At 74.6% G+C, this 23,557-nt stretch carries 22 protein-coding genes; 5 read left to right on the top strand and 17 right to left on the bottom strand.

From position 1 onward, the window contains the following. Nucleotides 1-43: 43 nt before the first annotated feature. Nucleotides 44-2,557 (bottom strand): ExeM/NucH family extracellular endonuclease, encoded by a 2,514-nt coding sequence (locus tag GD880_RS11535; RefSeq protein ID WP_152231764.1) that lies wholly within the window; start codon nucleotides 2,555-2,557, stop codon nucleotides 44-46. A 403-nt stretch (nucleotides 2,558-2,960) separates the two neighbouring features. Here GD880_RS11535 and GD880_RS11530 point away from each other — a divergent pair, with 403 nt between their 5' ends. Continuing rightward, a complete protein-coding gene (locus GD880_RS11530) occupies nucleotides 2,961-3,404 on the top strand; it encodes a phage holin family protein (RefSeq protein WP_226909589.1) in 444 nt (147 codons plus the stop codon). Continuing rightward, nucleotides 3,401-3,670, top strand: a complete 270-nt coding sequence (locus GD880_RS11525) for a DUF3618 domain-containing protein (protein WP_152231762.1) — start codon at nucleotides 3,401-3,403, stop codon at nucleotides 3,668-3,670. Before GD880_RS11530 ends, GD880_RS11525 begins: the two co-directional genes overlap by 4 nt. Nucleotides 3,671-3,783: 113 nt before the next feature. Here GD880_RS11525 and GD880_RS11520 read toward each other — a convergent pair whose 3' ends face one another. Then, complete coding sequence (locus tag GD880_RS11520) at nucleotides 3,784-4,002, bottom strand: BldC family transcriptional regulator (protein WP_152204060.1); 219 nt, start codon at nucleotides 4,000-4,002, stop codon at nucleotides 3,784-3,786. A gap of 360 nt (nucleotides 4,003-4,362) precedes the next feature. Here GD880_RS11520 and GD880_RS11515 point away from each other — a divergent pair, with 360 nt between their 5' ends. Next, nucleotides 4,363-4,566 carry a DUF3073 domain-containing protein gene (locus GD880_RS11515; protein WP_152231788.1) on the top strand — a complete coding sequence of 68 codons (204 nt, stop codon included), beginning with the start codon at nucleotides 4,363-4,365 and terminating at the stop codon, nucleotides 4,564-4,566. Between the two features lie 164 nt (nucleotides 4,567-4,730). Here the strand turns inward: GD880_RS11515 and purM are convergent, their stop codons facing one another. From purM to GD880_RS11465, 11 genes are all read right to left on the bottom strand, one after another. Next, a complete protein-coding gene (gene purM / locus GD880_RS11510) occupies nucleotides 4,731-5,852 on the bottom strand; it encodes a phosphoribosylformylglycinamidine cyclo-ligase (RefSeq protein ID WP_152231761.1) in 1,122 nt (373 codons plus the stop codon). Beyond that, nucleotides 5,849-7,438: an amidophosphoribosyltransferase gene (gene purF, locus GD880_RS11505; RefSeq protein ID WP_152231760.1), complete on the bottom strand. Its 1,590-nt coding sequence runs from the start codon at nucleotides 7,436-7,438 to the stop codon at nucleotides 5,849-5,851. Before purF ends, purM begins: the two co-directional genes overlap by 4 nt. Before the next feature lie 109 nt (nucleotides 7,439-7,547). Then, nucleotides 7,548-8,351, bottom strand: coding sequence for an MIP/aquaporin family protein (locus GD880_RS11500; RefSeq protein ID WP_152231759.1), 804 nt, complete (start codon nucleotides 8,349-8,351; stop codon nucleotides 7,548-7,550). Next, a complete protein-coding gene (locus GD880_RS11495; protein WP_152231758.1) occupies nucleotides 8,348-8,677 on the bottom strand; it encodes a PRC-barrel domain-containing protein in 330 nt (109 codons plus the stop codon). The genes GD880_RS11500 and GD880_RS11495 overlap by 4 nt, the downstream gene beginning before the upstream one ends. After that, nucleotides 8,664-9,077, bottom strand: a complete 414-nt coding sequence (locus GD880_RS11490) for a hypothetical protein (RefSeq protein WP_193314463.1) — start codon at nucleotides 9,075-9,077, stop codon at nucleotides 8,664-8,666. Before GD880_RS11490 ends, GD880_RS11495 begins: the two co-directional genes overlap by 14 nt. Beyond that, nucleotides 9,074-10,303: an Nramp family divalent metal transporter gene (locus tag GD880_RS11485; RefSeq protein WP_152231757.1), complete on the bottom strand. Its 1,230-nt coding sequence runs from the start codon at nucleotides 10,301-10,303 to the stop codon at nucleotides 9,074-9,076. Before GD880_RS11485 ends, GD880_RS11490 begins: the two co-directional genes overlap by 4 nt. Further along, the gene (locus GD880_RS11480) at nucleotides 10,300-10,824 is read right to left on the bottom strand and encodes a hypothetical protein (protein ID WP_152231756.1); all 525 of its coding nucleotides are present in this window, start codon (nucleotides 10,822-10,824) and stop codon (nucleotides 10,300-10,302) included. Before GD880_RS11480 ends, GD880_RS11485 begins: the two co-directional genes overlap by 4 nt. Nucleotides 10,825-10,876: 52 nt before the next feature. Continuing rightward, nucleotides 10,877-12,349, bottom strand: a complete 1,473-nt coding sequence (locus tag GD880_RS11475) for an RNB domain-containing ribonuclease (RefSeq protein WP_152231755.1) — start codon at nucleotides 12,347-12,349, stop codon at nucleotides 10,877-10,879. 9 nt (nucleotides 12,350-12,358) lie between these two features. Further along, nucleotides 12,359-13,042, bottom strand: coding sequence for a hypothetical protein (locus GD880_RS20350; protein WP_193314462.1), 684 nt, complete (start codon nucleotides 13,040-13,042; stop codon nucleotides 12,359-12,361). Beyond that, nucleotides 13,039-13,443, bottom strand: a complete 405-nt coding sequence (locus GD880_RS11470; RefSeq protein ID WP_152231754.1) for a sterol carrier family protein — start codon at nucleotides 13,441-13,443, stop codon at nucleotides 13,039-13,041. Before GD880_RS11470 ends, GD880_RS20350 begins: the two co-directional genes overlap by 4 nt. Nucleotides 13,444-13,563: 120 nt before the next feature. Continuing rightward, nucleotides 13,564-15,306 (bottom strand): bifunctional metallophosphatase/5'-nucleotidase, encoded by a 1,743-nt coding sequence (locus GD880_RS11465; RefSeq protein ID WP_152231753.1) that lies wholly within the window; start codon nucleotides 15,304-15,306, stop codon nucleotides 13,564-13,566. Between the two features lie 257 nt (nucleotides 15,307-15,563). On the opposite strand from GD880_RS11465, the gene GD880_RS11460 reads away from it, so the two are divergent. Continuing rightward, nucleotides 15,564-17,069: an MFS transporter gene (locus GD880_RS11460; RefSeq protein ID WP_226909588.1), complete on the top strand. Its 1,506-nt coding sequence runs from the start codon at nucleotides 15,564-15,566 to the stop codon at nucleotides 17,067-17,069. A gap of 33 nt (nucleotides 17,070-17,102) precedes the next feature. Here GD880_RS11460 and GD880_RS11455 read toward each other — a convergent pair whose 3' ends face one another. The 4 genes from GD880_RS11455 to purL form a co-directional block, all read right to left on the bottom strand. Beyond that, the gene (locus GD880_RS11455; protein ID WP_152231752.1) at nucleotides 17,103-17,570 is read right to left on the bottom strand and encodes an SRPBCC family protein; all 468 of its coding nucleotides are present in this window, start codon (nucleotides 17,568-17,570) and stop codon (nucleotides 17,103-17,105) included. 158 nt (nucleotides 17,571-17,728) lie between these two features. Next, complete coding sequence (locus tag GD880_RS11450) at nucleotides 17,729-18,031, bottom strand: thiamine-binding protein (protein ID WP_152231751.1); 303 nt, start codon at nucleotides 18,029-18,031, stop codon at nucleotides 17,729-17,731. An 86-nt stretch (nucleotides 18,032-18,117) separates the two neighbouring features. Further along, the gene (gdhA, locus tag GD880_RS11445) at nucleotides 18,118-19,455 is read right to left on the bottom strand and encodes an NADP-specific glutamate dehydrogenase (protein ID WP_152231750.1); all 1,338 of its coding nucleotides are present in this window, start codon (nucleotides 19,453-19,455) and stop codon (nucleotides 18,118-18,120) included. A 225-nt stretch (nucleotides 19,456-19,680) separates the two neighbouring features. Next, complete coding sequence (gene purL, locus GD880_RS11440) at nucleotides 19,681-21,984, bottom strand: phosphoribosylformylglycinamidine synthase subunit PurL (protein ID WP_152231749.1); 2,304 nt, start codon at nucleotides 21,982-21,984, stop codon at nucleotides 19,681-19,683. A 172-nt stretch (nucleotides 21,985-22,156) separates the two neighbouring features. Between purL and GD880_RS11435 the strand changes: the two genes are divergently transcribed. Continuing rightward, nucleotides 22,157-23,554, top strand: coding sequence for a glycosyltransferase (locus GD880_RS11435; RefSeq protein ID WP_152231748.1), 1,398 nt, complete (start codon nucleotides 22,157-22,159; stop codon nucleotides 23,552-23,554). Nucleotides 23,555-23,557 lie beyond the last annotated feature (3 nt).

Genomic DNA, 23,557 nt, shown 5'->3' with positions numbered 1-23,557 from the left:
CCCGGTCGCCTCGGGCAGCCGCGCCGGGCGGCAGGTGGCCACGTCAGCGCCGGCCACGCTCCCAGGCCCGGTCCGGCGCCTCGCCGGGCAGCACGTCCAGGCCCACGACCACCGGGTCGTGGTCGCTGGAGCGGAACGGCGAGGCGTCGTAGAGGTCGGTGACGTTGTAGTTGTGGCGGCTGTACTCCAGGCCCACGGACTCCCCGGAGTTGACGTTCCAGATGTCCGCGCCGGTGACCAGCTTGAGGCCGGCCGGGTTGGCGAAGACGTGGTCGAGCGAGCCCACGAGGCCGTCGAAGGAGTAGGTGTCCTTGGCCGTCCGCGTCTGGCCGATGTTGGTGTAGCCGGCCTGCTCGAGGACCGCCAGCGGGTCCTCGGCGGTGTAGGCGTTGAAGTCGCCCACGAGGAACACCGGGGTGGCGGCGCCGTAGACGTCCGCGGCGAAGGCCACGAGCGCACGCGCCTGCCGGACCCGGTCGGCGTTGGACAGCCCCTGCCCCTCGTCACGGTCGTTGCCCGGCCCCTCGCCCGAGCCCTTGGACTTGAAGTGGTTGCTGATCACGGCGAACTGCGGCCCCTGGGCCTGCCCGCCGGGGTTGAGGGCGCGGAAGGTCTGCGCCAGCGGCTCGCGCGCGTTGGCGAAGGCCGCGTCGCCGACGAGGATGCGCGACGCGCCCACCGGCACGACCCGGTCGGCGCGGTAGATGAACGCGTTGCGGATGACGTCCTCGTCCGCCGGCAGCGCGGCCGGGGACGGCACGTACGCCCAGGTGCCCGCGCCGGCCGCGGCGTTGAGGGCGGCGGTGAGGTCGGCCAGCGCCGCGTCCCGGTCGGTGCCGAAACGCACCGAGTTCTCGATCTCCTCGAGGGAGACGATCTCGGTGCCCAGGGCGTTGATGGCCGCGACGATCTTGGCCTGCTGGCGCGCCAGGTTGGCGTCGTCGGCGGCCCCGCGGGCGTCGCAACCGGTGCGCACCGAGATCGGGTTGCCGTGGCGGTCCGCGTAGTACTGGCAGCCGGCGAGCTCGTCACCGGTGGTGGTGAAGTAGTTGAGCACGTTGAAGGAGGCGATCTGAATGTCGCCGCCGACCGCCGCCGGGCCCGCCGCGCGAGTGTTGGTGAACGTGGCCGGCGCGGCGCCGTTGTCGCCCGTCACCTGGGTGGTGGGCTGAAAGTTCCACTGGAACCGGTAGTCCAGCACGACCGGGGCGGTGAAGGTCGCCGCGGCGCCCACCCGCACCGGGTTCTCCAGGCTGAGGTAGGGCAGCGGGGTCTCGTGGTAGTCACGGTTGAAGTTCGTGTAGTCCCAGCCGGCGCCGTCGTCCAGGGTGATGGCGCGGGCGGCGTTGTCGGCGGCGACGGCGTCGTAGCGGGCGCGGTCGGTGCCCGGGTTGGCGACGTCGCTGGGCTGGACCAGCGGGGTGGTGCCCGCGGCCAGGCCCACCAGGCCGAAGCGGTTGGTGTCGTAGGTGTCGGTGACGGTGAAGTCGCCCTGCGGGGCGACGAGCATGCCCTCGAAGGCCTCCCGGCCGGCCTCCGTGGCCGGCAGCTCGATGGCGGCGGGCACCACCGGCTCGACCGGCTCGTCGAGCACGGCCCACTCCTTGGCGGTGACCTCGGTCAGGCCGAAGTACTCCGACACCTCACCGGTGACCTCGAGGTACTGGCCGACCTGGGCGGCGCGGGCGAGCGCGCCGGAGAAGACGAAGACGCCGTCGGAGGCCTGGTGCCCGGCGAGGTCGCCGCCGGTGCCCGGGGTCTGCAGGTACACGCCGTCGAAGCCGCCGGTCGGGTAGGCGGCCGTCACCACGCCGCGGGTGACCACCGTCCGGCCGGCGAGCGGGGAGACCGCGCCGGTGCCCTGGATCTCGGCGATGGTCGCCTCGACGACCTCGTCGTCCCCGCCGGCGCCGGAGTTCTGCGGCGTCGGGGTGTCGGCGATGGTGAAGTCCGCGGCGTTGTCGTCGGTGTCGACCCCGTCGGTGCGGGTCCAGGACTGGGGCACGGTGTTGCCCCCGGACACCACGGCTCGCCCGCTGCCCTCGTAGGTGTTGGAGGTGCCGTACCCGACGAGGTCCACGATGCCCGCGGCACCGGCCACGTTGCCGGTGGGGAACGCGAGGGCGCGGGTGCCCTCGACCAGCGCGAGCGTGCCTGTCGTGCCCGAGGGCTGGAAGCTGGTGCTGGACAGGTCCGGGTGGGGCAGCGCCGAACCGCTGCCACCGTTGCTCCCGGCCTCGACGAGGAAGTAGCCGTTGGCGGGGATGGTGCCGCTGAGGGCGAGGACGCCGGTGGGCGCCCCGGTGCCGGTGGCGGAGCGGTACTGCAGGCTCAGGCCGGCGAGGCTGACCGGGGCGTCGGTGGGGTTGAACAGCTCGACGAACTTGTTGGTGTACGGCTGGTTGGCGCTGCCGCCGCGGGCGTAGACCTCGTTGATGACGACGCCGCCGCCGTCCGGCGCGGCGAACGCGGGGGCGGCGACCAGCGGGGCGAGGACGACGGCGCAGCCGGCGGCGGCCGCACCCGCCCTTCTGCCGATCGAACGGTGGGTGCTCACGACCACTCCTTCGTGCCGGCGGGGCCGGCGGGGCACGGACGGGGATCTCCCGCCTCGGGATTCCGACGCGGGCGTCTTCGGCCGGCCGGATCGTCATCATCCAGACGGGTCACGTCCCGGTCAAGGACTTCCGCACCCCAGTCACCACCTGGTCATGCGCCCGTCACGTGCGCGCCATTCAACGGACGACGCGCATCCATCAGGAGCTCGGATGACCGCCGCCCCGGCGTCCGGGCGCCGTCCGGAACGGTGGCCGCTACCGCACCGGCAGGCACAAACGTGACACGCTTAGCCTGATGAGGGTGCAGCGAACGCCCCGGGCCGCAATCATGGGGATCCGGGCGCCGCGCGCCCGTCGCAGGAGCGATGTGCCGGCACCGGCACGAACGAGGAGACGATGGTCGTGAGTACATCGGCAGAGCAGACCACCCCCGTGGTCGAGGCCACGAGGGTCGAGGGACCGGGCAGGGGACGCACGGTGGGCGAGCTCATCGCCACGGTCTCCGAGCAGTTCTCCCGCCTCGTGCGCGACGAGCTCCAGCTCGCGCAGGTCCAGCTCGCCGAGAAGGGCAAGCGGCTCGGCACCGGGGCCGGCTTCCTCGGCGCGGCGGGCGTCGTCGCCCTCTACGCCGTCGGGGTCCTCCTCGCCGCCGCCGTGCTCGGGCTGGCCACCGTGCTGCCGGCGTGGCTGTCCGCGCTGATCGTCGGCGTGGTCCTGCTCATCATCGCCGGGATCGCCGCGATGCTCGGCAAGAAGAAGATCGACGCCTCGAAGCAGGTCAACGCCAATCCGCAGGACGGCTTCAAGGACGACCTCGACGCCGTGAAGAAGGGGATCCAGCAGTGAGCGAAGAGCGCAAGCGCACGGCGGAGGAGATCGCGGCCGACCTCGCCCGCACCCGCCTCGAGCTGACCCGCACGGTCAACGAGCTCTCCGACCGGCTCGACCCGCGCACCCAGGTGGAGGCGGCGCGCACCGCCGCGACCGAGAAGGCGCGGAGCTTCGCCGACGACGTGCGCACCGGCGAGCCGAAGGCGGTGGCCGTCGCGGGCGGCGCCGTGGCGTTCCTCGGGCTGCTCATCGTCGCCGCGGCCCGCGGCCGGGGCCGCTGACCGGGCCCGCCCACGACCAGCTGACCGACCGCCGGCCCCTCTCGGGCCGGCGGTCGGTCGCGAGGCGCCCGGTGCGGCACCCCGGCTGCCGCGACGGCAGCGCGGCGGCGCGGCTACGCCGCCGGGTGGCGGTGGTCCTCGGCCAGCCCGCTGGCGGCGAGGAGCTCCTCGACCTCGCTGCGGCGGAACCGCCGGTGCCCACCGAGGGTGCGGATGGAGGACAGCTTCCCGGCGTTCGCCCACCGCGTCACGGTCTTGGGGTCGACCCGGAACCGGGCCGCCACCTCCGACGGCGTGAGCAGCTGCTCGGCCGTGTCGTCGATCGTGGCCATGGAGTCCTCCCGCGGTGCTCGTGCGCGCCCTGCCGCGCGCTGCTGAGCGCCAGCCAACCACGCGGGCCCTGCCCCGACCCGGGCCCATGGTCCCGACAATCGGGACTTTTGGCGCGTAGCTTGCTCGTGCGCCGCGGCGGCGTCCGGCGGCCGCGCGGACCTCGTCCGCGACCTCATCGTGAGACGCTCCCGCTCATCTGCCGGGCGGGGTGAGACTCGCTCCACAGCGCGACGCCGCGTTCAGGAATGGCTGTTGGGTGCCCCGACCATGTACCGTGGCACCACGACACACATGACCACAAACACGGGGCCGCACCCTCGGGTGCCTGCCCCGGTTCTACGTTGGAGGGGGTCGACGCCATGGGGCGCGGCCGTCAAAAGGCCAAGCAGACGAAGGTCGCTCGCAAGCTGAAGTACTTCAGCCCCGAGACCGACTACCGAGCCCTCGAGAAGGAGCTCACGTCGCGTACTGACGACGTAGACGACGAGTACGGCCGGATCCCTCCCGCCACGGACGACTGGGACGACGCCGAGAACGACTGGGACATCCGCTCCAGCCGTTGACCCTCCGCCGACCGGCCCCGGCCGGACGGCACGGATCTCGTCCGAGGTCGGTCAGCTCGCTCACCACCCGTGCCCCCCATGCGGGGCACGGGTGGTTCGCCGTGCACGGTCGTTCGCCGTGGAGATGCTCTGGCGCGCGACTCCGTGAGTCGCGCCGGACGCGGTCAGCTGGTGCGGTACCCGCCCCGCAGGCGCACCGCTCCGCCGTCGACGCCCTTGGTCCCCCGGACCACGTCCGAGCCTGCGGCGCCGTCGTCCTCGCCGACCTCGCCGAGGACCCACGCCTCGATGCCCCGGGCCCGCACCGCGGCCAGCGCGGCGTCGGCGCTGCCCTGCGCCACCACCGCCACCATGCCGACGCCGAGGTTGAGGGTGTTCTGCAGGTCGGGCCACGGCACGTTGCCGAGCCGGCGCACGAGGTCGAAGACAGGCGGGACCACCCAGGTGGACCGGTCCACGTCGGCGCGCAGGCCCCGGGGCAGCACCCGGGCGAGGTTGGCCGCCAGCCCGCCGCCGGTGATGTGGCTCAGGGCGTGCACGTCCACCCCGGGATCGTCCACCAGGTCCAGGCACACCGGGGTGTACAGCCGGGTCGGCTCGAGGAGCTCCTCCCCCACGGTCCGGCCCAGCTCCGGCACCGCGCGCTCGTAGCCCCAGCCGGCGACGTCGAGCACCCGGCGCACCAGGGAGTAGCCGTTGGAGTGCAGCCCCGAGGCGGCCATGGCGACGAGCACGTCGCCGGGGCGGACGCGCTCGGCGCCCAGCACCGCGTCGGCCTCGACGACGCCGGTGGCGGCGCCGGCGACGTCGTACTCGTGCTCGCCGAGCAGGCCGGGGTGCTCGGCGGTCTCCCCGCCCAGCAGCGGCGTGCCCACGACGGCGCACGCCTCGGCGATGCCGCGCACGATGTCCGCGATGCGCTCGGGGACCACCTTGCCGGTGGCGATGTAGTCGGTCATGAGCAGCGGCCGCGCGCCGACCACGACGATGTCGTCCACCACCATGCCGACGAGGTCGTGGCCGATGGTGTGGTGGACGTCCATGGCCTGCGCGACGGCGACCTTGGTGCCCACCCCGTCGGTGGAGGTGGCCAGCAGCGGGCGGCGGTAGCCACGCAGCGCCGAGACGTCGACGAGGCCGGCGAAACCTCCCACGCCGCCCACGACGCCGGGGGTGTGCGTGGCGCGCACGGCGTCCTTCATGAGCTCGACGGCCCGGTCCCCCGCCTCGGTGTCCACCCCCGCGGCGGCGTAGGTCAGCGGCACGTCGGGGGTGGGGTGGGTCACTGGTGCGCTCCTGCGGTCGCGGTGGGGGCGTCCGCGCCGGCGGCCGCCGTCCCCGGCACGCCGGGGACCTCGGGGCCCGCGACCGGCGCGGCGGCGGGGATGGACGGGGCGTCGGCGGGGATGGACGGGGCGTCGGCGCCGGAGACGGTGGCGCCGTCGCGGATGGGGATGGGGTAGCCGCCGGTGAAGCAGGCGGTGCACAGCCGCTGCCGGGGCACGGTCGTCGCCTCGACCATGCCCTCGAGGGAGATGTGGCCCAGCGAGTCCGCCCCCAGGGACGCGCGGACCTCCTCGGTGCTCATGCCGTTGGCGATGAGCTCGGCGCGGGTGGCGAAGTCGATGCCGTAGAAGCACGGCCACTTCACCGGCGGGGAGGAGATGCGCACGTGCACCTCCGCCGCGCCCGCCTCGCGCAGCATGCGCACCAGCGCCCGCTGGGTGTTGCCGCGCACGATGGAGTCGTCGACGACGACGAGCCGCTTGCCGGCGATGACCTCGCGCAGCGGGTTGAGCTTGAGGCGGATGCCGAGCTGGCGGATGGTGTCGGTGGGCTGGATGAACGTGCGGCCCACGTAGGAGTTCTTCACGAGCCCCTGGGCGAACGGGATGCCGGACGCCTGGGCGTAGCCGATGGCCGCGGGCGTGCCGGACTCCGGGGTGGGGATGACGAGGTCCGCCTCGACCGGGTGCTCGCGCGCCAGCACCCGGCCCATCTCGGTGCGGGCGGCGTTGACCGGCACGCCGGCGATGTTGGTGTCCGGCCGGGCGAGGTAGACGTACTCGAAGACGCAGCCGTGCGGGGTCGGCTCGGCGAAGTGGCGCGAGCGCAGCCCGTCGGCGTCGATGACGAGCAGCTCGCCGGGCTCGATCTCGCGGACGAAGGTGGCGCCGACGATGTCCAGGGCCGCCGTCTCCGAGGCCACCGCCCAGCCGCGCGGCAGCCGACCCAGCACCAGGGGCCGCACGCCGTGGGCGTCGCGGGCGGCGTAGAGGGTGTGCTCGTCCATGAAGGCCAGCGAGAAGGCGCCCTCGAGCAGCGGCAGCACCTCCATGGCGACGTCCTCGAGGCTCTCCCCCGCCTCGGCCGTGCCGCCGAGCAGCGCGGTGACGACGGCGGTGTCGGTGGAGGAGCCGCGGCCGAGCTCGCCACGCAGGTCCTTGCCGAAGCGGTGCTGGACCAGGTCCATGAGCGCGCGGGTGTTGGTGAGGTTGCCGTTGTGCCCCACCGCCACGGTGCCCGCGGCGGTGGGGCCGAGGGTGGGCTGGGCGTTCTCCCAGGAGGAGGCGCCGGTGGTGGAGTAGCGGACGTGCCCGACGGCGATGTGGCCCTTGAGGGGCTCCAGCGCCCGGTCGTCGAAGACCTGCGAGACCAGCCCCATGTCCTTGTAGACGAGGATCTTCTCGCCGTCGGAGGTGGCGATGCCGGCCGACTCCTGCCCACGGTGCTGCAGGGCGTAGATGCCGAAGTAGGTCAGCCGGGAGACGTCCTCGCCGGGGGCCCAGACCCCGAAGACCCCGCACTCGTCCTGGGGACCCTTCTCGCCGGGGAGCAGGTCGTGGGAAAGCCGTCCGTCACCGCGTGCCACGCGGCTATGGTCGCACACGCCCCCGCGCGCCCCGCCGGGCGGTCCGGTGCCTGACCAGGCCCGCACCGCGGCCCCGCCGGGACGCGGCCGTCCCGGGCCGGCACCCGACCTACCGCGGCCGGCCCTGCGCGGCCTCCGACGCCGTCGGCCCGCCGCCCGGGCCGCGCAGCAGGTGGGCCACCCCGACGGCGAGCACGGCGCCGAGCAACGGACCGGCGACGTAGAGCCACAGGTCGGCGAAGCGCCCCGCGACCAGGGCCGGGCCGAGGGACCGGGCGGGGTTCATCGACGCGTCGCTGACCGGGCTCGCCCACAGCCCCGCCAGGACGATGTAGCCGCCGACGGCGATGGCCGAGAAGGTGCCGATGTTCTGCGCCCCGGAGGAGGCCCCCAGCACGGTGCCGACGAGGCCGAAGGTGAGCAGCGTCTCGGTGACGAGCGCCTGCGTGACGGTGAAGCCGTGGCCCACCGAGGTCGTCCCGACGTCGCCCGCCAGGCCGAAGGTCAGGCGCAGCACCCCGGCCGCCGCCGTGGCCCCCAGGAGCTCGGCGGCAAGGTAGCCCGGCACCCGCCGCCACGGGAAGTCCCGGCGCAGCGCGAACCCCAGCGTCACGGCGGGGTTGAGGTGGGCCCCGGAGGTCGCACCCATGAACAGGATGACGACCATGACCATGAGGCCCGGCGCCGTGATGGCCGCGACCCGGCCCACCGCGCCGCCGGAGGCGGCGTCGACCACCTTCGCCCCCGCGGCCACCAGGACGAGGAAGAAGGTGCCGAGGACCTCGGCGAACAACCGGCGCAGCTCGTGCCCGGGCTCGGTGAACTCGCGCGCCTGCGCCTGCTGCGCCTGGGAGAGGGCGAGGTGGCGCAGCGCGTCGTCGCGGTCGTTGGGCCGGGCCGGGTTGCCGCTCATAGCACCGGGTCGTAGGAGTGGTACCCGGCGGCCAGGTGGACGGCGTCGGGCTCGACCAGGCGGACGTCGGGCCACAGCACCAGGACGCTGCCGGCGTGCCGCCAGGTGAGGAACCTGTTGATCAGTGCCGGGGCGGCCACGTCCCGCCGCTCGTACCCGAGGAAGGAGCCGCGGCGCCGGGGGCCGACGACCAGGCCGTACAGCCGGGGCCGGGCGAGCACCCCGTCCGGGGGGCCGTCGAGGACGAAGCGGACGTCGTTGACATAGCCGATCCGCTTGCCTGTCGTGGCCAGCACCGGCAGCTCGAGCAGGTCAGTCAGGAGCATGGCGGCCCCCGGGGATCCGGCGGATGATCTGGTCGCGTACCCACCGCTCCTGCCACGTCGCCTCGAGGCCCTCGCCGGGCACGCCGAGCGAGACGACGACGTCGACATCGCTGACGTCCGACCAGGGCAGCCGGATCCACAGGTGCCGTGGCGGCCGGCCGCCGAAGATGCGGGTGCCCAGCACGGCGCCGGTGAGCAGCGCGGTGATGTGCGGAAGCTCGCGCTCCTTCTCCCGGGTGCGCTCGACGCCCTCGACCTCGACGTCGTCGACCGTGGCCACGGGCACGTCGTCGACGTCGAGGACCTGCCGGTCCAGCAGGTGCAGGCGGGCGTCGAGGACCCGGCCCGCCGGGCGGGGCGGGGCGGGCAGCCGCTCGGCGCGGCGGCGCCGCCGGCTCACGCGCCGGCCCCCGTGACGACCATGAGCGGGATGGCGGCGACCGAGGCCAGCACGATCAGGACGAGGAACGCCAGCCCGAGGGCGTTGGTGACCCGGCTGTTGACGTGCTCGCCCATGTACTGGGGGTCGTTGGCGATGATGAGGATGGGCAGGTAGGTCAGCGGCAGGGCGATGGCGGAGAACACCACGGAGTACTCCGTGACCTTGACGGGGTCGACCCCGGTCATGAGCACCGCCACGGCGACGAGCAGCGTGACGATGACGAGCAGGTGGAAGCGGGCGGCCTCGGTGGGACGGCGGAACTTGCCCCAGGACCAGCCGAAGAACTGGGCGATGGTGTACCCGCCGGACAGGGCGGTCTCGAGCGCGGCGCCGAAGGTGGCGGCGACCATCCCGAGGATGGCGACGGCGAGCGCGAGCTTGCCGCCGGCGAGGGCCACCGGGGCGACCACCTCGGACAGGGAGGTCACCTGGATGCCGCGGGGCAGCAGGACGATGGCCGCGCAGACGGCGATGGCCCCCGAAAGCAACCCGCCGAGGGGAAAGCCGACGAAGACGTTGAGCCGCGCCTGACCCAGGTCCCTGACGGACCACCGCTCCTCCACCGCGCCCGAGGAGAAGAAGAAGACCTCGTAGGGCGTCATCGCGGACCCGAAGAGGGCGATGGCGTAGTACCAGTAGGTCGGCACCGGCTCGCTGGCGGGCACCGAGGGCCGGAGCGCGCCCGCCGCCAGGTCCGCCCAGTGGGGCTTGAGCAGGACGATCGTCACGGCGAAGACGGCGAGGGCGAGCCCGAGGAGGCCGGTGACGTTCTCGAGGACGCGGAACTTCACCCGCCAGACCACGAGCCAGACCGCGAGGGCCGCCACGGGGATCAGCAGCCGGGGGTGGACGTCGCTGGCCAGCTGCAGGGAGAGCGCGATGCCCCCCACCTCTGCGGTGAGCGTGAGGAGGTTGATGAGGAACGAGGCGACGAGGTTGCCCAGGGCCATACGGGGGCTGAGCCGTTCGCGGATGATCTCGAAGGCGGCGCGGCCGCTGACGGCGGCCACCCGTCCGGCCATCTCGGCGAAGACGATGATGCCGACCACGCCGAGGGCGATCACCCACAGCAGTGACAGGCCGAACCGCGAGCCGACGACGGCGCTGGTCACCAGGTCACCGACATCGACGAAGCCGCCGATCGCGGTGAGGATGCCGAGGGCGAGGCCGAGGAGTCGGTTCATCCGGCCGCCTCCTTGAGACGGTCGGAGGTGTCCGACAGCGCGCTCGCGCGAGCCCGCAGGTCGGCGACGAGCGCCGGTCCCTGCTGGGCGGGCGCCGCGCCGGCCACCAGGGCCCGGGCCTGGTCGATCTGGTCTCCCACCGCGGTGATGGCGCTCGTGACGTCGTCGCGCAGCCTGAGCTCGTCCGCGCCGGTGACCACCTGCTGGCTGGCGGCGTCCTGCGCCGTCGAGACCTGGCGGGCCATGTCGATGAGGGTGATGTCGGCGTGGGTGGCCGTCGTGCGGCCGTCGAGGTACAGCTGCAGGCCGAGGGCGGAGCTGGCGGCGGAGGAGGACGCCTGCGAGGCCGCCTGGGCGAGGTTCCCGGTCAGGCCGCCGGGGTTGGCGCACCCGGCGAGCAGGCCGGCGAGTGCGACGACAGCGGCAACCAGGCCCGCCGTGCGGGACCGCCGGGACCGCGCGACGCCCGGGCCCGGACGGGTCGCGCCGTCCGCGGGTCCTGCCGCGCCGCAGCCCTGCACGGCGCCAGTGTGGCGCCGCCCGCCGCCCGCCGCCCGCCGTGGGCGGTCCCGGTCAGGGCAGGGTGAAGCGCACCCGCCGGGCGGCGACGTCGGCCTCGGCAAGCCGCGCCGCGACCGGTTCGCCCAGCGGCAGGGGCTCGCCGTCGACGCGGGCGCGCACGGCGGGCTCGCGCAGCACCACGGTGCCCCGGCCGGTGCGCTCGCCGTCGAGGTCGACGACGACGCCGGCGAACCGCTCCCCCACCCGCCCCGCCAGGACCAGCGCCTCGACGGCGTCCAGGGCCCCGCGCTCGAAGGCGTTCGCCCGTCGGGTGGTGCTCGCCATGGTGCCCGCGAGGGCGGGCAGGGCATCGCGGACCCAGCCGGGCACGGGCGTCCCGGCGCAGTGCGCCAGGCACACCTCGAGGCCGTAGCGGTCCACGAGCCGGCGCAGCGGCGCGGTCACGTGCGCGTACTCCGCACCGATGGCGGCGTGGCGGGCCTCGCCCACCGCGACGTCACCGGCCGGGACGGTGTCGGGGGCGCCGAAGGCGAGGTAGCCGGCGCCGCGGAAGAGGGTGGTGGCCTCGCTGAGGAACGCGGCGTGCGCGGGCACCGCGGAGTCGAGGTGCCGCAGCAGCTCGGCGTAGGAGGTCCCGGCGGGCCAGGGGATCTCCAGGGCGCGGGCGGTGCGTCGCAGCCGGGCCACGTCGCGGGGGTCGGCGGCCGGCAGCGTGCGCAGGATGCCCACCCCGGCCGCCCGCATCATGCGGGCGGCGGCGATGCCGGTCATGAGGGAGATCTGGGCGTTCCACCCCTCCGCCGGCAGCGCGGACCGGAAGCGCAGCACGTAGCCGTGGTCGCGCCGCACCGCCTCCTGCTCGGGGATGTCCAGGGAGACGCCGCCCCGGGCGCGCTCGCACTCCTGACGCAGCCGGCCCACGGTGCTCAGCAGGGCGGGCAGCTCGGCGGGCGCGGCCGCCGGCAGGGCGGGCCCGCCGTCGGCGGCGGCCTGGACCTGCGCGTAGGTCAGCCGGGCGCGGGAGCGGACCCGGGCGCGGACGACGTCGGCGCCGCGCAGCGCGCCGTCCGGGCCCACCTGCAGGGACCACACGCACGCCGGGCGCTCCTGGCCCTCGATCAGGCTGGCGGCGTCGGCGCTCAGGACAGGCGGGTGCAGCGGGTAGGAACCGGCGGGACCGTAGACGGTGACGCCGCGCGCGTGCGCGGCGCGGTCGAGCGCGCCGCCCGGGGTGATGAACGTGGCGAGGGAGGCGATGGCGTACCGGACCAGGAAGCCGTCGCCGTCGGGGGCGATGTGGACGGCCTGGTCGAGGTCCCTCGAGCCGGGCGGGTCGATGGTGACGAAAGGGATGTCGGTGGCGTCGGCCGCAAGCGGCTCCGCGTCCGCGACCGCCCGCTCGGCCTCGGCGAGGACATCGGCGGGGAACTCGGGCGCGATGCCGAGCTCCTCGCGCAGGCCGGTCAGGGCCTGGCGGACCTCGGCGGGCGTGGCGGCGGGCAGGCGCAGCTGGCGGCAGGGCACGTCGGCACCCTAGGACCGGGGCGGCCGACCCGCGTCCGGCGGGCCGGGCTGGCCCGGCGTGCCCCCCTCGGTCGCGCCGCCGTCGTCCGCTTCCCCACCCGGTGCGGGTGCGCCCGGCGTCGGCGCGCCCGGCGCTGTCCCGCCCGGTGCCGTCCCGCCCGGTGCTGGCTCCCCCGGGGCCGGCTCCCCTGCTGCCGGCCGCGCGGCCGTCCGGGTCGCGCGCTGCTCCCAGGAGCGCCGGTCGAGGTAGACGGCGACGCCCAGGCCGGCCAGGGCGCCGGCCGCGCCGAGGGCCAGGAAGAGCAGCCAGAAGAGGTCCGTGCGGGCGAGGTGGTCCGGCGGGGAGAGGACGGCGAGGCCGAGCGAGACGATCGCGCCGACGACGATCCCGGCCACCACGAAGCGGCCGAAGCGCGGCGCGCGGCGGACCGTGGCCGGGTCGACAAGATCGGCGACGCGGTACTCGGGTTCCGCGGCTGGCTCGGTGCCGGCGGCCTCGGTGCCGGCAGGCTCGGCGGCCGAAGGCTCGGCTCCAGGCGCGGCGGCCGGCGGCTCGGCGGCAGCGGCAGCCGCCGACGGCGCAGCGGCAGGCGCGCCGGCAGACGGCGGGGCAGGCTCGGCGGCCGGCGGCTGGGCGGGCACCTCGGGCACGTCGTCGCGGTCGCGGCGGGGGTCGGGGGTGGAGCTGGTCACCGGGCGAACCTACCTGGGCGGCGCACGAGCGGGAGAACCGAGCTGAGGTCGGCGCGGATGCCCGAGGCGTGCACGCGCCCGGCCATCACGGCGTCCTCCCAGCTGAGCATGCCGGTGGCGAGCGCCAGCCAGGTCTCCTGATCGGTCTCGATGACGTTGGGCGGGGTCCCGCGGGTGTGGCGGGGACCGGCGATGGCCTGCACGGCCCCGGCAGGCGGCACGCGCACCTCGACGCTGTTGCCCGGGGAGCTCACCGCGAGCTCCTCGAGGGTGAAGCGGACGGCGGTACGCACGACGGCGGCGGGCAGGTCGCCGTCGGCGCCGTCGTCCTCTCGACCGGCGGCCCAGCGGCCCAGGGCGGCCAGCCCGTCGGAGGGATCGATGCGGCGGCGTGGGGGCACGCCCCCACGGTATCCCGCACCGCGGGCGGGGCCGGGCCGGAGCGTCCCCCGGCCCGGCCCGGTGGGGCCATCCCGGCCCGGCCCCACCGGGTGGCGGGCGGTCCCCCGGCGGGGGTGGTGCTACCCCAGCTCGTTGACCCGGTCGGTGCCGGGCGGGGCGATCGGGCCCCGAGTGCGCAGGTACGCGTTGAGGGCGTCGAGGTCGATGCCCGCCCCCACGCGCAGCGCCGGGTCGACCTCGCGGAAGACCGTGAAGCCGTCGCCGCCGTCGACGAGGAAGTTGTTGACCGTCACCATGTAGGTCGCGGCCGGGTCGATCGGCACCCCGTTGAGGCGCATGTTCGTCACCTCGATGCTGTTCGGGGTGCACACGCGCCCGTTCAGCTGCCGGGTGACGTCGTAGGTGAGGCCGGCCGACACCCCCAGGTGCAGGTAACGCGGCTGGCACTGCTGGAGCAGGACCCGGTGGAGCTGGTCCCCCGTCATCGGGACGGTGCTCAGCAGGTTGCCGAACGGCTGGACGTTGAATGCCTCGGCGTAGGTCACCACGCCGTCGGTCGTCTCGGCGCCCGAGCGCGCGTAGAGCAGGTCGGCCCGCAGGCCGCCGGGGTTCATGAGGGCGATCTGGGCGCCGTTGGCCTGGGTGGCCCACAGCTGCGAGTCGGCGATCATGTTGCCGAGGTCGGACTCGGCGCCGCGGTCGTCCGACCCGCCGGCCTCGTACCGGCGCTTGATGTCGGCGGTGATCCGGCCCACCTCGGAGTTGCCCACCGTGTCGGCGAGGCCCTTCCACTTGTCGATGATCCGGGTCTGCGCGGCGGAGCGCGGCACGTCCTGGCTGACGACGTGGTTGACGGCGGTGACGCTGTCACGGCGCACGTCGCCGGTGGTGCGGCTGATGGTCAGGTTGATCTCGGAGACGATGCGGCCGAAGGAGGCGGCGGAGGTGACGCGGCGCGGGACGCCGGCCGGGTCCGGGATGGTGCAGTTGTAGGCCTGGTGGGTGTGTCCGGTGAGCAGGACGTCGATCGCGGGGTCGAGGTTCTTCGCGATGTCCACCACGGGCCCGGAGATGCCGTCGCACTGGTCGTAGCTGCCGGTCTGCGCGCCGCCTTCGTGCAGGAGCACGACGATCGCCTCGACGCCCTGCTTCTTCAGCTCGGGCACCAGCGCGTTGGCGGTCTCCACCTCGTCGCGGAACTTCCAGCCCTGGATGCCGGACTGGGCCACGAGGGCGTCGGTGCCCTCGAGGGTCATGCCGATGAAGCCGACGTTGGCGCCCTGGAACTTCTGCACCCAGTAGGGCGGGAGCGGCGTCTTCCCGGTCTGCTCGTTGCGGACGTTGGCCGCGAGCCACTGGAAGTCGGCACCCGCGTAGGGGGCGCCGGGGAAGTAGCAGCCGTCCACCGGGTGGCAGCCGCCGTTCTGCATGCGCAGCAGCTCGGTGACTCCCTCGTCGAACTCGTGGTTGCCGACGCCCGACACGTCCAGGCCAAGGGCGTTGAGCGACTCCACCGAGGGCTCGTCGTGGAACAGCCCGGACAGGAACGGCGACCCGCCGATGAGGTCCCCGGCCGCCACGGTCACCGAGTTGCGGTGCCCCTGCCGCAGCCGCTCGAGATGGGTGGCCAGGTACTCGGCGCCGCCGGCCTGCGTGGTGCCGATGGTCCCGGGGGTGCTGGCCTCGAGGTGGCCGTGATAGTCGTTGAAGGCCAGCAGCTGGATCTCGACGTCGCCGGGGCGGGGCTTGTCGTTCGCCGGTGCCGCGGCGGCCCCGCCGGCGACCAGCGCGACGGAGGCGAGGGTGAGCCCCGCCGTCGCCGCCACCGTCCGTCTCGTGCGCGGACCTCGTTGTCTGGACATGTCGCTCCTTCGCTCGGGTGCGCCAGACCGTAGCGGCAACCACCGACACACGGGAGGGATTCAGGACGGGTGCCGGAAGCAGGAAGCGTCCGGGGTACCGGCCTTGGCCGGTGTTGCTACTCGGCGGTCGCGTGGTGCGCACCCTCGCGGCGATCCCCGCCGTCGGCCTCCGCCCCGCTCGTCGCGTCGGCCTCCGGCCGCAGCGGGCGCCCTGCCTCCGGTTCTCGTGCGTCCCCGCTGGCTGTTACACCAGTGCGGTGACCTCGTTCCCCGGCCGCGAGGGCGGCCGCGTGCCGAACACCGACGTGGCCGCCGAGCGGGCCCGGTGGCGGGCCTTCGCGGTCTGCCTCGGCGCCGGGTTCGTGACGCTGCTGGACGTCTCGATCGTCAACGTGGCCCTGCCCTCGGTGGAGCGCTCGCTGGCGGCGAGCGCGAGCGACCTGCAGTGGATCGTGGCCGGCTACACCCTCGCCTTCGGCCTCACCCTGGTGCCGGCCGGGCGGATCGGCGACGTGCTGGGCCGGCGCAGCGTCTTCGTGTTCGGCCTCGGCGCGTTCGTCGTCGCCTCCGCCGCCTGCGGCCTGGCCGTCACCCCCGAGATGCTCGCGCTCACCCGGCTCGTGCAGGGCCTCAGCGCCGGTGTCCTCAACCCCCAGGTCAGCGGTTTCATCCAGCAGCTGTTCACCGGGCGGGAGCGGGCCCGGGCCTTCGGGCTGTTCGGCGCGACCATCGGGGTGTCCACCGCCACCGGGCCCCTGCTCGGTGGCGGGCTGCTGGCGATCTTCGGCGAGGCCGAGGGGTGGCGGTCGGTCTTCCTCGTCAACGTGCCCATCGGGGCGGCGCTCATCGTGCTCGGGCTGCGCCACCTGCCCCGCCCCGCGGGCACGAGGGCGGCGCGCGCCCGGCTCGACATCGACGTCGTCGGCCTGGTGCTCGTCGCCGCCAGCGTGCTGTGCGTGATGCTGCCGTTCATCTCCCTCGCGGGGCGGCGGGCGGGCGGCACGCCGTGGTGGCTGCTGGGCGTCGCCGTCGTCCTCCTCGCGGTGTTCTGGTGGTGGGAGCGGCGCACCGAGCGCGCCGGGCGCAGCCCGGTCCTCGCCGCCGAGCTGACCCGGGACCGCAGCTTCACCTTCGGCTCCGCCGTGGGCACCGCCTACTTCGCCGGGTTCACCGGGATCTTCCTGGTGGGCACCCTCTACCTCCAGCTCGGGCTGGGGCTCACGCCGCTGCAGGCCGGCCTGGTCCAGACGCCGTTCGCGCTCGTCAGCGGCGCCTCGGCGGCGGTGAGCGGGCGCCTCGTGCAGCACTTCCAGCGGTGGACCATCGTGGTGGGCATCGTGGTGATGTCCGCCGGCGTGGTCGCCGTCGACGTCGTGGTCGGCAGCCTCGACGGGACCCGCGCCGCGCTGGCCATGGGTGCCTGGCTGGCCCTGGCCGGGCTGGGCAACGGTGCCGTCATCTCCCCGAACCAGACGCTGACGCTGCAGGACGTGCCGGTGCGGATGGGCGGGACGGCCGGCGGGGTGCTGCAGACGGCGCAACGCATCGGCGCCGCCGTCGGCATCGCCATCGTCAGCTCGGTGTTCTTCGCCGCGCTCGCCGACGACGGCGGGCCCGGCGCGCGGGCGCACGGGTACGGGCCGGCGCTGACCGTCGGGCTGCGCTTCACCCTCGGGCTGTTCGCGATCGCGCTCGTGCTCGCGCTCGCCGACGCCGTCCGGCGCGCCCGGCACCGGCGGGCGGGGGTGCCACCGGCGGCCTGAGCGGGCCCCGTGCCTGTCGCGGGGCGGGGCGGGTCAGCCGCCCAGCACCCGGCCGAGCGCACCCAGGATGTGCGCCCAGCCGCCGGACATGATGCGACGGGCCACCTGCTGGGTGGCGTCGTCGGGGTCGAAGCCGCTGTGGGTGAGGAGCAGCCGGGTGCCGTCCCCCTCGGCCCGCAGCTCCCAGGTGACCACCCATCCGGTGGGCCGGTCGGCATGGGCGTCGTCCCAGCTCAGGCTCAGCCGGTGCGGCGCCGTGACCTCCAGCACCGTGGAGGCGACGACGCCGGAGAACCGGGCGGCCTCCATGGGACGTCCCTGCATGGTGAAGCGACGCCCCACCTCGGGGGCGAACCCCTGCGACGTCATGAGCCAGCGCGCCATGAGCTCCGGGGTGGTCAGGGCCTGCCAGACCACCGCGGGCGCGTGCGGGTAGGACTGCTCGATGACCACGCTGGTGGCCGCCTCCGGCTGGGCGCTCGTCTCGGGGGTCGCGTTCATTCCTCGTCCTTTCGCCATGTCGGTGAGCGCCTGGCCAAGGTCGGCCAGGCGCATGCCGGCGCTCGTCGCGGTCGCGCCGGCAGAGCGCCTCGCGCAGCAGGAGGTCGGGCTTGTCGCGCCGGCCGACAGCTCCTCGAACCCGGCCGGCCCCGTGAGCGTCAGCCGCGCAGGTGCTCCTCGACGCGGCGGACCTTCTCGGTGAGCTGGCCGGTGTGGCCGGGGCGGATGTCGGCCTTGATGACGAGGCTGACGCGGGGGCTGACGGCGGCGACGGCCTCGGTGGCGCGGTTGATCACGGCCAGGCACTCGTCCCACTCGCCCTCGACGGTGGTGAACATCGCGGTGGTCTCGTTGGGCAGCCCGGACTCGCGCACGATGCGCACCGCCTCGGCGACGGCGGCGCTGACCGAGCCGTCGGGGGTGTCGGAGACGGTGGGGGCGACGGAGAAGGCGAACAGCATGGCCGCCAGCCTACGCACGGCCGCGGGCCCGGCAGCAGCGCTGCCGGGCCCGCGACGGGTGCCGCGCGGGGACGCGCGGACCGGCGTCAGAGGATGCCGTGGGCGATGACGGCGTCGGCCACCTTGGTGAACCCGGCGATGTTGGCGCCGAGCACGTAGTTGCCCGGCTCGTCGTACTCCTCGGCGGTGCAGGCGCACTCGTCGTGGATGCGCTCCATGATGAGCTCGAGCTTGGAGGCGACCTTGGCGAAGCTCCACGGGTCGCGGGCGGAGTTCTGCGCCATCTCCAGGGCGGACGTCGCGACGCCGCCGGCGTTGGCCGCCTTGCCCGGGCCGAAGAGCACCCCGGCGCGCTGGAAGGCCTCCACGGCGTCGGGGGTGGAGGGCATGTTGGCGCCCTCGGCGACGGCGACCACGCCGTTCTTGATGAGCACCTCGGCCGCGTGGTGGTCGAGCTCGTTCTGGGTGGCGCAGGGCAGCGCGACGGTGCACGGCACGTCCCACACCCGGCCGCCCTGGACGAGCCGGGCGCCGGGCCGGCGCTCCACGTAGTCGGAGACGCGGCCGCGCTCGACCTCCTTGACCTGCTGGAGCAGCTCGAGGTCCACCCCGGCCTCGTCGACGACGTAGCCGGAGGAGTCCGAGAAGGTCAGCACCTGCGCGCCGAGCTCCTGGGCCTTGGCGATCGCGTAGATCGCCACGTTGCCCGAGCCGGAGACGACCACGCGCTGGCCCTCCATGGCCTGGCCGCGGCTGGCGAGCATGCGGTCGGCGAAGATCACCGCGCCGTAGCCGGTGGCCTCGGTGCGGGCGAGCGAGCCGCCCCAGCCGATGCCCTTGCCGGTCAGCACCCCGCTCTCGTAGCGGTTGGTCAGCCGCTTGTACTGGCCGAAGAGGTAGCCGATCTCCCGGCCGCCGACGCCGATGTCCCCGGCCGGCACGTCCGTGGTCGCACCGATGTGCCGGAACAGCTCGGACATGAACGACTGGCAGAACCGCATGATCTCGCCGTCGCTGCGCCCGTGCGGGTCGAAGTCCGAGCCGCCCTTGCCGCCGCCGATGTCCAGACCGGTGAGGGCGTTCTTGAAGATCTGCTCGAAGCCGAGGAACTTGATGATGCCCAGGTTGACGCTGGGGTGGAACCGCAGGCCGCCCTTGTACGGGCCGAGCGCCGAGCTGAACTGCACGCGGAACCCGCGGTTGACCTGCACGACGCCCTGGTCGTCGACCCACGGCACCCGGAACATGATCTGCCGGTCCGGCTCGCAGATGCGCTGGAGCACGGATAGCTCGCGGTACTCCGGGTGCTTGCGCACGACCGGTCCAAGCGTCTCCAGCACCTCGCGGACAGCCTGGTGGAACTCTGGCTCGCCGGGGTTGCGGCGCAGCACCTTGTCGTAGACGTCCTGGAGATCGTCGAGCACGGTGGGGCCTTCCTAGGTGTGGGGTCGGATGAAGATGTTACGGGCGGCAAGCGGCGGCGGCGTCACGCCGCCGAGGCCGGCGGCTCGCCGCGGCGCCGCACCATCGGCGCGACGACGCCATTTCGGGGCGCCGTGCGCGAGGCCGGACGGGCGTTCCGTGACGAAGGCGACACATGACGCCGGACGTGACGTCTCGCGCCCGACGCGACGTCTCGCCCGCGAAGGTCAACCGAAGTACCGAGGCAGGGTCGCTGCCGAGGCCTCCGCCAGGGCGGTGAGGGGCAAGGTGAACGCCCCGGCGACGGTCAGCGCGTCGCCGCCCGTCGCGCCGATCCTGGCGACCGGGACGCCGCGCGCGGTGCACAGGTCCAGCATCTGGGCCTCACGCTCGGGCGCCACGGCGACGACGGCCCGCGCGCCGGTCTCCGCGAACAGCAGGGTGGCAAGGTCCACGCCGTCGCGGCCGGCGACGTCGGCCAGGTCCACGGTGGCGCCCACCCCGTACCGCAGCACGGCGTCGGCGAGGGCCTGAGCCAGGCCGCCGGTGGACAGGTCGTGGGCGGCGGAGACGAGCCCGCCGGTGCCGGCGGCGACGAGCACCTCGGCCAGGGCCCGCTCGGCGCCCAGGTCCACCCGCGGCGGCCGGCCGCCCAGGTGGTCGTGGACGACGCCGGCCCAGGCCGAGCCGTCCAGGTCGGCGGCCGTGGCGCCGAGCAGGAGCACGCCGTCGCCGGCCGTCGTCCAGCCCGACGGCGTGGCGCGGCGCACGTCGTCGAGCACCCCGAGCACGCCCACCACCGGGGTGGGGTTGATCGAGGAGTCGATGCGGCCGGGCTCGCCGGTGCTGTTGTAGAGGGAGACGTTGCCGCCGGTGACCGGCACGCCCAGCTCCTGGCAGGCGTCGGCCAGGCCGGTGATCGCCTGGACCAGCTGCCACATGGCGTCCGGGTCCTCGGGGGAGCCGAAGTTGAGGCAGTCGGTGACCGCCAGCGGGCGCGCCCCGACGGTGGCGACGTTGCGGTAGGCCTCCGCCAGGGCCTGCTGGGCGCCGGCGTAGGGGTCGAGCTTGGTGAAGCGGCCGTTGGCGTCGGTGGCCAGGGCCACGCCGAGGTTCGTGGTCTCGTCCACGCGCACCACGCCGGCGTCGTCGGGCTGGGCGAGGGCGGTGTTGCCCTGCACGTACCGGTCGTACTGGTCGGTCACCCAGGCCTTGGAGGCCAGGTTCGGGGAGGCCACCAGCGCCAGCACCTGCGCGCGCAGCTCCTCGCCCGTGCCGGGGCGCGGCAGGGCGGCTGCGGTGTCGGCGTTGAGGGCGTCCTGCCAGGCGGGCCGGGCGTAGGGCCGGTCGTACACCGGGCCCTCGTGGGCGACGGTCCGGGGGTCGACGTCGACGATGCGGTGCCCGTGGTGGTCGATGGTCAGCCGGCCGGTGCCGGTGACCTCACCGATGACGGCGGTCTCGACGTCCCACTTGGCGGTGATGGCGAGGAACTCGTCGAGCTGGTCCGGCGCGACGACGGCCATCATCCGCTCCTGCGACTCGCTCATGAGGATCTCGCCGGCGCTGAGCGTGGGGTCGCGCAGCAGCACCTCCTCGAGGTCCACGTGCATGCCGCCGTCGCCGTTGGAGGCCAGCTCGGAGGTGGCGCAGGAGATGCCGGCCGCGCCCAGGTCCTGGATGCCCTCGACCACGCCGGCGGCGTAGAGCTCGAGGCAGCACTCGATGAGCACCTTCTCCATGAAGGGGTCGCCGACCTGCACGCTGGGGCGCTTGGCGGGCATGCCGCCCTCGAAGGTCTCGCTCGCGAGGATGGAGGCCCCGCCGATGCCGTCGCCGCCGGTGCGGGCGCCGAAGAGGACCACCTTGTTGCCGGCGCCGGAGGCGTTGGCCAGGTGGATGTCCTCGTGGCGCAGGACGCCCAGGCACAGCGCGTTGACCAGCGGGTTGCCCTGGTAGGACGGGTCGAAGTCGACCTCGCCGCCGATGTTGGGCAGACCCAGGCAGTTGCCGTAGCCGGCCACGCCGGCGACCACGCCGTGCACCACCCGGGCGGTGTCGGGGTGGTCGACGGCACCGAAGCGCAGCTGGTCCATCACGGCCACCGGCCGGGCGCCCATGGAGATGATGTCGCGGACGATGCCGCCGACGCCGGTGGCAGCGCCCTGGTAGGGCTCGACGTAGCTGGGGTGGTTGTGCGACTCGACCTTGAACGTCACGGCCCAGCCCTGCCCGATGTCGACGACGCCGGCGTTCTCGCCGATGCCCACCAGCAGGTGCTCGCGCATCGCCGTGGTGGTCTTCTCACCGAACTGGCGCAGGTGCCGCTTGGAGGACTTGTAGGAGCAGTGCTCGGACCACATCACCGAGTACATGGCGAGCTCGGCGGCGGTGGGGCGCCGGCCCAGGATCTCGACGATGCGGTCGTACTCGTCGGGCTTGAGGCCCAGCTCCCGGTAGGGCAGCTCGACGTCGGGCGTCGCGGCCGCGTGCTCGACGGTGTCCGGCAGGTGCTCGGCCACGCTGGTCATGATTCCTCCGTGCGTCGGGGCCCGTGCTGGCGCCAGGGTAACCCGGGCGCGCACGGGGCCTCCGGGGCCGTCCGGCGCAGCGGTGACGTGCGTCATGGACGCCCCGGGGGTGGCTGGCGCTGCCCTCCGAATCTTTCGCGCGATCGGGACTTCGGGGGTTGGATCGGGTGCCATGAGGACCGTGGAGGTCTCGGCGGCGCCGCTGGCGGCGCTCGCCGCCGAGCTCGACGAGGTCGCCGCCCGGCGGCTCACCGCCGGGGCGGAGCGCGCCCGCCGGCTGCTCGCCGGGCGCACGGTGTGGAACGTCAGCGCCGCCGAGGGCGGCGGGGTGGGCGAGCTGCTCCGCACGATGCTGCCCTACGCCCGCGACGGCGGGGTGGACGCGCGCTGGCTGGTGCTCGACGGCGACGCCGAGTTCTTCCGGATCGCCGCCCGGCTGCACGCGGTGATGCACGCCGACCCCGGGGACGGCGGCGAGCTCGGCCCCGAGGAGATGGCCCACTACGACCGGGTCCTCGGCGCCAACCTCGAGGAGGTCCGCGAGTCGGTCGCGTCCGGCGACGTCGTCCTCCTGCACGACCCGGCCACCGCCGGGCTGGCGCCGGGGCTGCACCGGCGCGGCGCCCGGGTGGTGTGGCGCTGCCACGTCGGCACCGACGCCCCCGACGGCATCCTCGACCGGGCCTGGGCGTTTCTCGAGCCGGCGGTCGCGCAGGCGGACCGGGTGGTCCTCTCCCGGCCCACCTACCGTCCCGGCTTCCTCGAGGCGGAGGCCGTGCGGGTCATCGCCCCGTCGGTGGACCCGCTCTCGCCGAAGAACCGCCGGCTCGAGCCCGCCGAGGTGGCGCGGCTGCTCACCGACGCCGGTCTCGCGGGCGGCGCGTCCGCACCGGGCACCGCCGGCGACGGCGCGGACCGGCCCGCGGAGCCCGCCGACGGCGCGATGCGCGCGGGCGGCTCCGTCCCGGCCGGCGCCCGCACCGTGCTGCAGGTCTCGCGGTGGGACCGGCTCAAGGACATGAGCGGGCTGCTCATCGCCTTCGCCGAGGGGTTCGAGGAGCTGCCCGAGGACGTCCACCTGCTGCTGGCCGGAGCCGCCGTCGCCCCGCACGACAGCGCCGCGGCGGAGGTGCTCGACGGGTGCCTGGAGATCTGGCAGGGCCTCGAGCCAGAGGTACGGGGACGCGCGCACGTGGCGTGCCTGCCCACCGCCGACCGGGACCACAACGCGCTGCTCGTCAACGCCCTGCAGCGCCACGCCGCCGTCGTCGTGCAGAAGAGCCTCGCCGAGGGCTTCGGGCTCACGGTGACCGAGGCGCTGTGGAAGGGCCGGCCGGTGGTCGCCACGGCGGTGGGCGGGATCCAGGACCAGATCACCGACGGCACGAACGGGCTGCTCGTGCCCGACCCGACCGACCTGCACGGGGTGATCACCTGCGTGGCGCGGCTGCTCGCCGAGCCGGCGTTCGCCGAGCGGCTCGGGGAGGCCGCCCACGACCGGGTCCGCCGCGAGTTCCTCAGCGACCGCCACCTGCTGCAGTACGTCGACCTCGTCGACGAGCTGCTCTGACTC

Source organism: Georgenia ruanii (assembly GCF_009193175.1).
GTDB classification, from domain to species: Bacteria; Actinomycetota; Actinomycetes; order Actinomycetales; family Actinomycetaceae; genus Georgenia; species Georgenia ruanii.
Note: the sequence above shows the minus strand (reverse complement) of the source record. Positions and strands in the feature narration are given on the sequence as shown.